The following is a 13,170-nucleotide window of genomic DNA, read 5'->3' as shown; positions in this document are numbered from 1 at the left end:
CAAAAGGTTACAGGGCTTCGAAGACGCCTGCCGCACCCATGCCGGTGCCGATGCACATCGTCACCATGCCGTACTTCTGCTTGCGACGGCGCAGGCCGTGGATCAGCGTGGCGGCGCGGATGGCGCCCGTGGCACCCAGCGGGTGGCCGAGGGCGATGGCGCCACCCAACGGATTCACCTTGGACGGATCGAGGCCGAGATCACGGATGACGGCGAGCGCCTGGGCCGCGAAGGCTTCGTTGAGTTCGATCCAGTCGAGCTGGTCCTGGCGAATGCCGGTCTGCTTCAGTGCCTTCGGAATCGCTTCCTTCGGACCGATGCCCATGATGTCCGGGGCCACACCCGCCACCGAGAAGCCCACGAAGCGGGCGATGGGGGTGAGGCCGTAGTCCTTGATGGCCTTTTCGCTGGCCAGCAGCAGTGCGCCTGCGCCGTCGGACATCTGCGAGGAGTTGCCCGCCGTGACCGAGCCGCCGAACTGGCCGTTGCGGAACACCGGGCGCAGCTTGCCGAGCACTTCCAGCGAGGTGTCGGCGCGCGGGCCTTCATCGATGGAGATGATGCGGCGGTCTTCCTTCACCGTGCGGTTCTTGAGATCCGGGTAGCGGTCGTCGAGTTGGAACGGGGTGATCTCGTCCTTGAACTCGCCGGCCTGGATGGCCGCCAGCGCACGCTGGTGCGACTGCAGGGCGAAGGCGTCCTGATCCTCGCGGCTGACCTTCCAGCGCTCGGCCACCTTCTCGGCGGTGATGCCCATGCCGAAGGCAATGGCGCGGTTTTCGTCGTTCTCGAAGATGGCGGGGTTCATCGCCACCTTGTGGCCCATCATCGGCACCATGCTCATTGTCTCGGTGCCACCGGCCAGCATCAGGTCGGCTTCGCCCAGGCGGATGCGGTCGGCCGCCATGGCGATGGCCTGCACGCCCGACGAGCAGAAGCGGTTGATGGTGACGCCCGGCACCTGTTCCGGCAGGCCGGCCAGCAGCACGCCGATGCGTGCCACGTTCATGCCTTGCTCGGCTTCCGGCATGGCGCAGCCGATGATGGCGTCGGCAATCATGGCCGGGTCGATGCCCGGGGCCTGTTCCATCACGGCACGGATGACGTGGGCGAGCAGGTCGTCGGGACGGGTGTTGCGGAACACGCCGCGCGGCGCCTTGCCTACCGGGGTGCGGGTGGCGGCGACGATGTAGGCGTCTTGCACTTGCTTGCTCATGGAGGTGATTCCTTTAAGTGGGCAGGTCGGTTGCGTAGGAGCGCGTGGCGCGTCAGTTACGCAGCGGCTTGCCCGTCGTCATCGTGTGGGCGATGCGGGCCTGGGTCTTTTCGGTCTGCGCCAGTTCGACGAAGTGCTTGCGCTCGAGGGCGAGCAGCCACTCTTCGTCCACCGGCGAACCGCGCTCGATGCGGCCGCCCGACAGCGTGTCGGCGATGCGGCTGGCGATCTCGATGTCGTGCGCCGAAGCGAAGTAGCCCTCGGCGAGGTTCGCCAGCGACGCCTTGAACGTGGCCGTGCTGGTGTCACCTGCGGCCGGGATCGCGCGCGCCGGGAGAGGCGGACGGTAGCCGGATTCGGCCATCGCGCGGGCCTGGGCCTTGGCGACGTGGAGCAGTTCGTAGGCGTTGAACACCACGATGTCGTCCTTGCGCAGCAGGCCGAGCGTCTTGGCTTCGAGCGCGCTGGTGGAGACCTTCGCCATGGCCACCGTCTCGAACACCTTCTTCAGGTATTCGAACGGGTCTTCCGGGTTGTGCTGGGCGGCGCGCACGGCCAGTTCCTTCAGGCCGCCACCGGCCGGAAGCAGGCCCACGCCGGCCTCGACCAGGCCGATGTAGCTTTCCAGCGCCGCCACGGTGCGGGCCGAATGCATCTGGAATTCGCAGCCTCCGCCCAGGGCGAGGCCGCGCACGGCGGCAATCACCGGCACCAGCGAGTACTTGATGCGCATGCTGGTGGCCTGGAAGTTCGCCACCATGGCCTCGAACTCGGCGAGCCTGCCGGCCTGGAGGAGGCCCAGCGCGCCCTTGAGGTCGGCACCGGCCGAGAACGGCTCGGAAGGCTGCCACAGCACCACGCCGCGGAACTGCTGCTCGGCGAGGCCGATGGCATGCTGAATGCCGTCGAGTACCTGATCGTTGACCGTGTGCATCTTGGTCTTGAATGAGATGACGCCGATGTCGTCGCCCGTGGTCCACAGGCGCACGCCGTCGTTTTCCCAGACGGTGGTGCCCTGGTCGAACTTCTCGCCAAGGATCGCATCGGGGAACGGCTGGCGCTGGTACACCGGGTGCGACGAGCGCGGCTTCTCGGCGTTGGCGCTGGCGGAGTAGGAGCCGCCCTTGCCATGCACGCCGTTGCGGCCATCGGTGACCCAGGCGGGCAGCGGAGCGTTGCTCATGGTCTTGCCGGCGGCGATGTCCTCGGCGATCCAGCCAGCCACCTGCTGCCAGCCAGCGGTCTGCCACAGCTCGAACGGACCGAGCTTCCAGCCGTAGCCCCAGCGGATGGCGAAGTCGACGTCACGCGCCGTCTCGGCGATGTCGGCGAGGTGGTAGGAGGTGTAGTGGAAGAGGTCGCGGAACACGGCCCACAGGAACTGCGCCTGCGGATCGGACGAAGCGCGCAGCTTCGCGAACTTCTCCGAGGGATCCTTGATGGCGAGGATGGCGGCGACCTCGTCGGAGGCCTTGCCTTCCGACGGACGGTAATCCTGCTTCGCCAGATCAAGGACGACGATGTCCTTGCCCGCCTTGCGATAGAAGCCGGCACCGACCTTCTGGCCGATGGCGCCCTTCTCGATGAGGCCCTTCAGCCACACCGGCGGCTGGAAATACTTGTGCCACGGGTCGTCGGGCAGGGTGTCGCCCATGGTCTTGACCACGTGGGCGAGCGTGTCCAGGCCCACCACGTCGGCGGTACGGAAGGTAGCGCTCTTCGGGCGGCCGATGGCCGGGCCGGTCAGCGCGTCGACGGTGTCGAAGCCCAGGCCGAACTGCTCGGTGTGGAACATGGTGGACAGCATCGAGAACACGCCGATGCGGTTGCCGATGAAGTTCGGGGTGTCCTTGGCGTAGACAACACCCTTGCCGAGCGTCGTGGTGAGGAAGGCTTCGAGGCCTTCGAGCACGGCGCTGTCGGTGAGGCGGGTGGGGATGAGCTCTACCAGGTGCATGTAGCGCGGCGGATTGAAGAAGTGCACGCCGGTGAAGCGGTGGCGCAGCGTTTCGGGCAGCGCTTCGGCCAGGCCGTTGATCGACAGGCCGGAAGTGTTGCTGGCCAGCACGGCGGTCTTCGATACGTGCGGTGCGATCTTCGTATACAGATCGAGCTTCCAGTCCATCCGTTCGGCAATGGCCTCGATCACGAGGTCCACGTCGGCCAGCTCCGCGAGGTCGTCCTCGTAGTTGGCCGGGATGATGGCGGCGCCCAGCGACTTCTCGGCGAGCGGGGCCGGCGAGAGCTTGGCGAGGTTGGCAATGGCCTTGAGGGCGATGCTGCTCTTGGGGCCTTCCTTGGCGGGAAGGTCGAACAGCACGGTTTCCACGTTGGCGTTCGTCAGGTGCGCGGCAATCTGCGCGCCCATGACGCCGGCGCCGAGTACCGCGGCCTTGCGAATGCGTAACGGTGTTGCGGTCATGGTGTTCTCCGGATGGTGCTTGAAAGAGCGTGGCCGGTCAGCGGCTGACCGGGGAGTTCGAAACGGAAGGGTTGCGCATGCCGGCGGCGGCAAAGCGGATGAGATGGTCGGCGGCGGCTTCGCGGTGCGCGTGCTCGTCGACGTCGCTCTTGCGCTGGATGATGCCGAAGTCGGCCATGGCGTAAGTGAGTGCCCCGGTGACGATATCGAGGCGCCAGTAGATCTCTTCCTTGGCCAGCCCCGGCAGCAGGCGGGCGAATTCGCCTGCGAACTGGCGCAGCACGTGGCCGTAGTTGTCGGACAGGAAGCGGCGCAGGGTTTCGTTGTGTTCGGCGTAGGCCCGGGCGAGCACGCGCACGAAGGCCGCGCCGCCGCCGTCGTTGCGGGAGAGATCCAGCGCCGGGCGGATGTAGGCGTCGAGGACATCCTCGAGCGTGGTCTCAGAGTCGCCTGCGATCCGGTTCAGTGCCGCCATGCGGCGGCTGTTCAGTTCGTCGAGCCGGCGCCGGAACACCTCTTCGATGAGCTTGTCCTTGGACCCGAAGTGGTAATTGACGGCGGCAAGGTTCACCCGGGCGGCGGCCGTGACCTGGCGCAGCGAGGCCCCGGCGAAGCCATGGGTGGCGAACAGTGCCTCGGCCGCGCCCAGGATGCGCTCCTTCGTGCTGCGTTCGCGGGACGCGTAGGGGGCGCTCGTCATGTCGGCAGACTCCGAAGGAGGGTGGTTTGAATCAAACGATTGTTTGAGAATACGCCCGGCTGCTCGCGAGGGTCAATCTGCGTCCGCACATGACTGCATTTCCCTTGCGAATCAGCTAGAATCTGTCAAGATTTCGTGAGCTAAGTCCGTCATTCCGGACGGCTTTGGCTCCAAACTTTCACCGGGCGTCGCCAGGCGTCCCGGTAGTCTTTTACCTATCGTCCACATTTCCCGGAGCATTCGCATGGCGCTGGAGCGCACCCTTTCGATCATCAAGCCCGACGCCGTCAAGAAGAACGTCATCGGTGAAATCGTCGCCCGTTTCGAGAAGGCCGGCCTCAAGGTCGTCGCCCAGCGCATGCAGCAGCTGAGCCGCGCCGAAGCCGAAGGCTTCTACGCCGTCCACAAGGAGCGCCCGTTCTTCAACGCCCTCGTCGAGTTCATGATCTCGGGCCCGGTCGTCATCCAGGTGCTGGAAGGCGAAGGCGCGATCCTCAAGAACCGCGACCTGATGGGCGCCACCAACCCGAAGGACGCCGCGCCGGGCACCATCCGCGCCGACTTCGCCGATTCGATCGACGCCAACGCTGTCCACGGCTCCGATGCCGCCGAGACCGCCGCGGTCGAGATCGCCTACTTCTTCCGTTCCACGGAAGTCGTCTCGCACTGAGTCATGCCGTGAATACGCCTGCCGACAAGGTCAACCTTCTCGATTTCGATCGCCAGGGGCTGCGCGATTTCTTCGCCAGCCTGGGCGAGAAGCCCTATCGCGCCGACCAGGTCATGAAGTGGATCTACCACCGACTTGAAAGCGATTTCGGCAAGATGACCGATGTCGGCAAGGCCCTTCGCGAAAAGCTCGAGGCCACCTGCTATGTCGGGCCGCCGTCCACCGTGTTCGAAAAGGGCGCGATCGACGGCACCCACAAGTGGCTGCTGGGCATGGATGGCGGCAACGCCATCGAGACCGTGTACATCCCGGAGCCCACCCGCGGCACGCTCTGCGTGTCCTCGCAGGTGGGCTGCGCCCTGAACTGCCAATTCTGCTCCACGGCCACGCAGGGCTTCTCCCGCAACCTCTCCACCGCCGAGATCATCGGCCAGGTGTGGGTGGCGGCCAAATACCTCGGCAACGTCCCGCACCAGAAGCGCCGCATCACCAACGTGGTGATGATGGGCATGGGCGAGCCGCTGCTGAACTTCGACAACGTGGTCAAGGCCATGAGCCTGATGCGCGACGACCTGGGCTTCGGCCTGGCCAGCAAGCGCGTCACGCTCTCCACGGCGGGCCTCGTGCCCATGATCGACAAGCTCTCGGCCGAGAGCGACGTCTCGCTGGCCGTGTCGCTGCACGCCGCCAACGACGAGCTGCGTACCGAGCTGGTGCCGCTGAACAAGCGCTACCCGCTGGCCGAGCTCATGGCGGCCTGCGAGCGCTACATCCGTCGCGCGCCGCGTACGTCGATCACCTTCGAATACACCCTCATGAAGGGCGTGAACGACCGCCCCGAGCACGCGCGCCAGCTGGTGAAGTTCATGCGCCGCCTGCCGGGTGCCAACAAGGTCAACCTCATTCCGTTCAACCCGTTCCCGGGCGCTCGTTTCGAGCGTTCCGACGCCGACGAGATCCGGGCCTTTCAGACCCAGCTGCTCAACGCCGGTGTGCTGACCATGCTGCGCCGTACCCGCGGCGACGACATCGATGCCGCCTGCGGCCAGCTGAAGGGCCAGGTGGTGGACCGTACCCGCCGTCAGGCGGAGTTCCGCAAGAAGCTCGAAGAGGGAGTGGTGAATGCGGCTTGAGCGGTGGGGGCTGTTGGTCGGGCTCGTCCTGGCGTGCGCCGGTTGTTCCGGCGACGGCTCCGGACTGCGTCCCACTACGGCAGCCGACAACCGCGCCAAGGGTGCCGAGGTTCACACGGAGCTCGGCCAGCGCTACATGCAGGACGGCAACCTGGAAGGCGCCATGGAGAAACTCCAGAAAGCCCTCCAGTTCGATCCGAAATACGTTCCGGCCCATACCGTGATTGCCGTGCTCTACGAGCGCATCAACGACCCGGTCAATGCCGAGCTGCACTATCGCAAGGCGGTGGAGTTCGACCCGAAGAAGGGCTCGGTCAACAACAACCTGGCCGCCTTCCTGTGCAAGCAGAACCGCGCCGCCGAGGCCAAGCCCTACTTCGACAGGGCCCTGGCCGACCCTTTCTACGAAACGCCTGACCTCGCCCTGTCCAATGCCGGCACCTGCGAGATGCAGTCCGGGGACTACGTTTCGGCCGAGGAATACTTCCGGAAAGCGCTTGCCCGCAATCCGAACAACGCGGATGCCCTGTTTCAGACGGCCCGCGTGTTGTACCTTAAGAACGATGCATTCCGGGCTCGCGCCTTCCTGCAGCGCCTAGAGGCGCTCGGGGCACCGAGTCCGGAGGCATTGAAGCTCGGTCACGACATCGAGCTCCGGCTGGGCAACGGGGAGGGTGCCCAGGATTACGCCAAACGCCTGCGCGAAACGTTCCCGGATTCGGAACCCGCGCACGCACTCGAAGCCACCGCACGTCAATGACCTCAGTTTCTTCGAACCAGCCCGGGCGTGACGAGAGCGAACAGGACCTGTTCGCCGGCATCGAGCCATCTATTTCCAAGGAGGACGCCGTGGAACCGCAGAACCATGCCAGTGCGGAAGACAACGGCCGCGTGTTGATCGATCACGTGTCCGAAGGCAGCTTTGGCGGCCGCCTGCGGGCGGCTCGCGAAGCCCGCGGCTACACCATCGACGCCTGTGGCCAGGCTCTGCGCCTGCCCACCCGCCTGCTTCGCCAGCTTGAGGCGGGGGACTACGCGGGCATCGACTACCAGGTCTACCTGGCCGGCTATCTCGGCAAATACGGCCGTCATGTAGGTGTGGACGAGGCCGCCATCCAGGCCGAGGTCGCCCGCCTGTCGCCGCGACAGCCCGATCTGGTCGTCACCGGTGGCGTCTCGCATTCGCGCTACCTCCTCGAACGCTATGTCACGGCAGCCACCTACGTGGTGCTCACGGCCGTGATCGTGGTGCCCATGGTATGGCTGGGTGTGCGTGGCACGCTCGACCGCGATATGCCGCGCCTGGCTCCGCTGGATGCCACCCCGGTGGCCCAGCAGGACGCCCCGGCGCCGGCTGGCACCTCCGCCGCCCTGGCGAGCGCCGTGGCCACGGCCGTCGCGCCGGCCGCTCCGGTGGTGGAGCAGCACGTGGAAGACCAGCAGCCGGTCCTGGCCTCCATGGCCATGTTCCCGCCGCTGGGCAATGCATCCAAGGCCCCGCTGGCCAGCGCCGTGGCGCCGGCCCAGCCCGCCGCCACGGAAAACGGGCAGGGCGCCCACAGCCTCAGCCTGAACCTGCCGTCCGCCAGCTGGGTCGAAGTCACCGCCGCCGATGGCTCGCGTCTGGAATACGGCATCCTGCCGGCCGGCACGCAGAAGTCCTACCGCAGCGACAGCCCGCTCGACGTCCGCATCGGCAATGCCCAGGGCGCGCAGGTCAGCGTCGATGGCGAGCCCGTGCAGCTGGAGAGCTTCCGCCGCGCCAACGTGGCCCGTTTCCATGTGGACATCCGCGACGGCAAGGCGTCCCCCGTCGCCAACTGATGATCCGCGGGTAAAGGCGCGGCCTCATGGCTGCGCCGTCCGCGCGTACTTTTCAGGTATCCTTGCTTATTGATCCTCGCCGCCATCCCCGATGGCCGGCGTGGGGCCGTTCCCTTCTATGTATGCTGCGCGGAGCGCAGTGGGTGATTGCATGGCATTCGACGTATACGACGATTACGAACAGGGCGAGCGCGTCCAGCAGTGGCTGCGCAAGAATGGCGTCAGCATCGTGGTGGGTGTGGCCCTCGGCCTGGTCCTGATCTTCGGCTGGCAGCAGTGGAAATCGCATCGCGCGGGCCACGAGCAGGCCGCCGCGTCCGAATACTCGGCCCTGCAGGCCGCCGTTGCGCAGAACCGCGCCGCGGACATCGACATGCGCACCGAAACCCTCATGAAGGACTACGCCGACACGGCGTGGTCCGTGTTCGCCGCCGGTGAGCGCGCCCAGCGCAACGTCGTGGCAGGCCAGCTCGACAAGGCCGCCGCCGACATCGACTGGGCCAGGTCGCACGCGTCCGACGACACCCTCAAGACGCTCGTATCGCTGCGCGACGCCCAGCTGAAGTTTGCGCAGGGCAAGGCGCAGGAGACCCTGGCCGCGCTCGACGCCATGCCGGGCAAGGCCTTCGTTTCCGTATCGGAGGAACTCCGCGGCGATGCCCTTGTCAAGCTGGGACGCCAGGACGACGCACGCAAGGCTTATCAGGCGGCGATCGCTGCCATGGGCGACAGCGCACCGCAACGCGGTGTGGTTCAAACCAAACTCGATGATCTGGCTGTGGCCGGGAAGCAGGGTGCATGAAACGTTTCTGGGCAATCGCGTTGACTTCGTCGCTGGTCGTTCTGGCCGGCTGCCATTCGTTCAAGAAGGAAAACGTCGAACCGCCGACCCCGCTTGACAAGAAGTTCGAGCCCACCGTGAAGGTGGAGCGCCTGTGGAAGAACAGCCTCGGCGACGGCGCCGGCCAGTCCGGCGTGCGCATGCGCCCGGCCGTGGTCGATGGCGTGGTCTACGCCGCCAGCACCGATGGCAAGATCGCCGCGTTCGATGCCAGCACCGGCAAAACGCTGTGGTCCAAGAGCACCCGCCAGCACGGCTGGTTCGGCTGGGGCGACGCCAAGCGTGAAGACGCCCGTTTCTCGGGTGGTCCGGGCGCTGCCGGCGACCTCGTTGCCGTGGGCACCCTCGACGGCCACGTCTACGCCATGAACGCGAAGGACGGCGAGCGCCGCTGGGCCGCCGAAGTGTCCTCCGAAGTCATCACCAGCCCGGTGGTGGTCGGTGGCCTCGTGGTAGTCCGCTGCAACGATGGCCGCGTGTATGGCCTCGACGCCACCAATGGCGAGCGTCGCTGGGCCTACGACCAGTCGCAGGTGCCCAACCTCACGCTGCGCGGCAATGGCCGCCTGCTGGTTGCCAACGGCGTGATCTTCCTCGGCAGCGACGACGGCAAGCTCGTGGCGATCCGCCTCGACAACGGCGAAAAGCTCTGGGAGCAGGCCCTCGCCACCGGTGAAGGCCGTACCGAAATCGACCGCCTGAGCGACGCCGACGGCGCCATCGTGCTCGACGGCAGCACGCTCTATGGCTCGGCCTACCACGGCCAGCTCACGGCGGTGGATGGTCCCAGCGGTCGCCCGCTGTGGAACCATGCCTTCTCCACTTACACCTCCCTCGACGTGCACGGCGATGCCGTCTATGGCGTGGATGACCAATCCCAGGTGTTCGCCTTCGACAAGTCGACGGGCGCCAGCATCTGGAAGCAGGACGGCCTGAAATACCGCTGGCTCACTGCACCGGCCGCGCAGGGCGACTTCGTCGTTCTCGGCGACCTCGATGGTCACATCCACTGGCTCAACGGCAGCGACGGCAAGATCGTTGGTCGTGAGCGCCTGTCGAAGAAGGCCATTCGCGCCCAGCCGGTTGTGTCGGGCGATACCGTGTACGTCGAGGACGTGGAGGGCCATATCGGCGCCTACCGTCTCTCGTCGCACTGATTTACTAGGATTCCCGCTTTCCCCATGTTACCCGTCGTCGCCCTGGTCGGCCGCCCCAACGTCGGTAAGTCGACCCTCTTCAACGCACTGACGCGTAGCAGGGACGCCCTCGTCGCCGATATGCCCGGCGTTACTCGCGACAGACACTACGGTGTCTGTCATCTTGGTCCGCGCCCCTTCGTGGTCGTGGACACCGGAGGTCTTTCCGGCAGCGACGAGGGCATTGAAGGCCTCACCGCGCAGCAGGTTCGCCTGGCCATTGCCGAGGCGAACGTGCTGGTCTTCGTGGGTGATGCCCGCGACGGCGTGCTGCCCCTCGATGCCTCGATCCTCAACGAGCTGCGCCGCAGCGGCAAGCCGATCATCGTCGTGGTCAACAAGACCGACGGCGTGGACGAGCCCACCGCGCTCGGCGAGTTCGCCACCTTTGGCGTGGCCGACACGATTCCGACCTCCGCGGCTCACAGCCGTGGCGTGGACACCATCGTCGCCAAGGCCATGCCGTATCTTCCCGAAGAGGAAGAAGAGCAGCTTTCCGAGGAAGAGCAGGGCATCCGCGTGGCCATCGTGGGCCGCCCGAATGCCGGCAAGTCCACCCTGATCAATCGCCTGCTCGGCGAAGACCGCCTGATCGTCTCCGATCTGGCGGGCACCACGCGCGACCCCATCCGCGTTCCCCTGGAGCGCGATGGCCGGCGCTATACGCTGATCGACACGGCCGGCGTCCGTCGCAAGGCCCGTGTCGAGGATGGCGTAGAGAAGTTCAGTGTCATCAAGACCTTGCAGAGTATTTCTGCGGCACAGGTTACGGTGATCATGATCGACGCCCGCGAGAACCTGGCCGACCAGGATCTCACCCTCATCGGGCACGTGATCGAAGAAGGGCGTGCCCTGGTCATCGCCGTGAACAAGTGGGACGGCATGGACAGCTACCAGCGCGAGCAGACGCAGAAGGCGCTTGAACGCCGCCTGCAGTTCGCCGACTGGGCAAAGACGGTTTTCATTTCGGCCCTGCATGGCTCTGGCCTGCGCGAGCTGATGAAGGCCGTGATTCGTGCGCACGCAGCCGCCACGAAGGAGCTGAGCTCGTCCGAGCTGACGCAGACGCTGGAAAGGGCCTACGAGTCGTACCAGCCGCCGCTGGTGCGTGGTCATGCGCCGAAGCTGCGCTTCGCGCATCCGGGCGGCACCAATCCGCCCACGATCGTGATCCACGGCAGCCGTACGAAGCACATTGCGCCGGCATATCGCCGTTATCTCGAAGGCTTCTTCCGCAAGCGCTTCCGCCTGGAAGGCACACCGATCCACATCGCATTCCGTGATGGCGAAAACCCCTTCGCGGGTCGCCGCAACGTGCTGACCGACAGCCAGCAGCGCAAACGTCAGCGCATGATTCGTAACGCGAAGCGTCGCGAGAAGTAGGCTCGCGCGTCGCGTGGAGGTGCCACGCATGTCCGAAGGTCTCGATCGCGAGCGCTGGTTGTCCGACCTGCGCTCGCGGGTTCCCGAAATCGGCGCCGATGAGGCGCTGGCCCGGCAACAGGCCGGTGGCCTGCTGATCGATGTCCGCGAGGACAACGAGCGGGCGTCGGGCTCGCCGACCGGGGCACTCGGCCTCTCCCGTGGCTTTCTTGAACTCCGTATCGAACAGGTCGCGCCAGACCGGGCGCAGGACATCCTGTTGCTGTGTGGCAGCGGCCAGCGCTCGCTGCTGGCCGCTGAAGCGCTTCAGCGCATGGGGTATGCAAGGGTGTCTTCCGTGGCCGGTGGCATGGGCGCGTGGAAGACGGCAGGCCTGCCGGTGACGGCGGGCGCACTGGATACCGACGCCGCCGAACGCTATTCCCGCCAGATTCTGCTGTCCCAGGTGGGCGAAGCCGGGCAGGCCAGGCTGGCCGAGGCCCGGATCGTTGTTCTCGGTGCGGGCGGCCTTGGTTCGCCCGCACTGCTTTATCTGGCCGCCGTTGGCGTAGGTCACATCACGCTTATCGACGATGATCGCGTCGAGCGTTCCAATCTGCACCGACAGGTCGTGCATAACGATGCGCGCGTGGGCATGGGCAAGGCTGAATCCGCCCGCATGACCATGATGGCGCTCAATCCGCGCATCAGCGTCAAGGTGGTTGCGGATCGCCTGCGCGCCGACAACGTCGAGGCGCTCATCCGCGATCACGACGTGGTGATCGACGGCGCCGACAATTTCGCCACGCGCTACCTGCTGGCAGCGGCCACCCGGCGCCTGCGCCTGCCGATGGTCTATGCCGCCATCGAGCGGTTTACGGGGCAGGTGAGCGTGTTCGATCCGCGGCGCGAGGATTCCCCGTGCTACCGCTGCCTGTTTCCCGAGCCGCCGTCAGCGGCCGATGCGCCCAACTGCGCCGAAGCCGGCGTGCTTGGTGTGCTGCCGGGTACGCTTGGGCTCGTACAGGCCACCGAAGCCATCAAGCTGGTGCTCGATATCGGCCAGCCGCTGGTCGGTCGCTTGCTCACCTACGACGCGCTGGGCATGCGCTTCCGCGAGCTGAAGCTGCGCCGCGATCCCGGCTGCCCGGGCTGCGGCACACATGCGCACTTCGAGGGTTACTCGGACCTGGAAAGGATGTGCGCGGCCGCGATCTGAAGATCGCCCGGCACCACGGAATACATCGCGGCATCGACAGGTGTCTTGTTGATAATCAGTCGATTACGCAACAAACCTTCGAAAATACCTCCGATGCGCTTGGCGGCTTTCCGGCTGGGCCAGTTGTCGTGCGCCGCCACGATCTCGATGCGGCTCAGGGCGGCCGGGCCAAAGGCGAAGGTGAGGGCGAGCTTGCCCGCCCGCGTGACATGCCCCTTGCCGCGCGCGGACACGCGCAGCCAGTAGCCGAGGTTGGCAAAGCCATGCTCGCGGTGGCGCTGGTTCACGCCCATGCCGCCCAGGATGCGGTCGTTCGAAGCGTCCACGATCACCATTTCGTAGCCGACGCCCATAAGCCAGTCCTGCTTGCACTGGTGGATCCAGTCGAGCGCGGTGGTGGCGTCGTAACCGGCATGGGCCCAGGGTATCCAGCGTCCGGCCGAGGTGGATGATTCGCGGATGGCTTCGGCCAATGCCTCGGCATCGTCGTCGCGATAGGCGCGCAGGCGCACCACGCCATCCGTGAGGTCCTGTGGATAGGGAGCGGTATCGATGGTCATCGCACCAGTATGCCCCGGGCAAGATAT

General features: G+C 66.2%; 12 protein-coding genes. 8 read left to right on the top strand and 4 right to left on the bottom strand.

Features of this window, described 5'->3' with window-relative positions:
- Positions 1-7 precede the first annotated feature (7 nt).
- From KR767_RS17925 to KR767_RS17915, 3 genes are read right to left on the bottom strand one after another with little or no spacing between them, the layout of a single operon-like run.
- Positions 8-1,216, bottom strand: coding sequence for an acetyl-CoA C-acyltransferase (locus KR767_RS17925; protein WP_250877280.1), 1,209 nt, complete (start codon positions 1,214-1,216; stop codon positions 8-10).
- Between the two features lie 52 nt (positions 1,217-1,268).
- Positions 1,269-3,638: a 3-hydroxyacyl-CoA dehydrogenase/enoyl-CoA hydratase family protein gene (locus KR767_RS17920; protein ID WP_250877279.1), complete on the bottom strand. Its 2,370-nt coding sequence runs from the start codon at positions 3,636-3,638 to the stop codon at positions 1,269-1,271.
- 37 nt (positions 3,639-3,675) lie between these two features.
- Positions 3,676-4,338: a TetR/AcrR family transcriptional regulator gene (locus tag KR767_RS17915; RefSeq protein WP_166946770.1), complete on the bottom strand. Its 663-nt coding sequence runs from the start codon at positions 4,336-4,338 to the stop codon at positions 3,676-3,678.
- 244 nt (positions 4,339-4,582) lie between these two features.
- Here KR767_RS17915 and ndk point away from each other — a divergent pair, with 244 nt between their 5' ends.
- The 8 genes from ndk (at position 4,583) to moeB (ending at position 12,583) form a co-directional block, all read left to right on the top strand.
- Complete coding sequence (gene ndk / locus KR767_RS17910; RefSeq protein ID WP_166946769.1) at positions 4,583-5,008, top strand: nucleoside-diphosphate kinase; 426 nt, start codon at positions 4,583-4,585, stop codon at positions 5,006-5,008.
- Positions 5,005-6,141 carry a dual-specificity RNA methyltransferase RlmN gene (rlmN, locus tag KR767_RS17905; protein WP_250879183.1) on the top strand — a complete coding sequence of 379 codons (1,137 nt, stop codon included), beginning with the start codon at positions 5,005-5,007 and terminating at the stop codon, positions 6,139-6,141. The genes ndk and rlmN overlap by 4 nt, the downstream gene beginning before the upstream one ends.
- A 13-nt stretch (positions 6,142-6,154) precedes the next feature.
- The gene (pilW, locus tag KR767_RS17900) at positions 6,155-6,901 is read left to right on the top strand and encodes a type IV pilus biogenesis/stability protein PilW (protein WP_250877278.1); all 747 of its coding nucleotides are present in this window, start codon (positions 6,155-6,157) and stop codon (positions 6,899-6,901) included.
- Entirely contained in the window at positions 6,898-7,965 is a 1,068-nt protein-coding gene (locus tag KR767_RS17895; protein ID WP_166946767.1) for a helix-turn-helix domain-containing protein, read from the top strand. The genes pilW and KR767_RS17895 overlap by 4 nt, the downstream gene beginning before the upstream one ends.
- A gap of 151 nt (positions 7,966-8,116) precedes the next feature.
- On the top strand, positions 8,117-8,767 hold the full coding sequence (locus KR767_RS17890; RefSeq protein ID WP_166946766.1) for a YfgM family protein: 651 nt from the start codon (positions 8,117-8,119) through the stop codon (positions 8,765-8,767).
- Positions 8,764-9,963, top strand: a complete 1,200-nt coding sequence (bamB, locus tag KR767_RS17885) for an outer membrane protein assembly factor BamB (protein WP_250877277.1) — start codon at positions 8,764-8,766, stop codon at positions 9,961-9,963. The genes KR767_RS17890 and bamB overlap by 4 nt, the downstream gene beginning before the upstream one ends.
- 24 nt (positions 9,964-9,987) lie before the next feature.
- Entirely contained in the window at positions 9,988-11,385 is a 1,398-nt protein-coding gene (gene der, locus KR767_RS17880) for a ribosome biogenesis GTPase Der (protein ID WP_250877276.1), read from the top strand.
- Between the two features lie 28 nt (positions 11,386-11,413).
- Entirely contained in the window at positions 11,414-12,583 is a 1,170-nt protein-coding gene (moeB, locus tag KR767_RS17875; RefSeq protein ID WP_250877275.1) for a molybdopterin-synthase adenylyltransferase MoeB, read from the top strand.
- On the opposite strand, the gene KR767_RS17870 is transcribed toward moeB, so the two are convergent.
- Positions 12,544-13,143, bottom strand: a complete 600-nt coding sequence (locus KR767_RS17870) for a GNAT family N-acetyltransferase (RefSeq protein WP_250877274.1) — start codon at positions 13,141-13,143, stop codon at positions 12,544-12,546. The two genes, moeB and KR767_RS17870, sit on opposite strands and share 40 nt — an antisense overlap.
- Between the last annotated feature and the right edge of the window lie 27 nt (positions 13,144-13,170).

The organism is Luteibacter anthropi, assembly GCF_023699965.1.
Lineage (GTDB): Bacteria > Pseudomonadota > Gammaproteobacteria > Xanthomonadales > Rhodanobacteraceae > Luteibacter > Luteibacter anthropi.
This window is presented reverse-complemented; position numbering and strand designations above follow the sequence as displayed.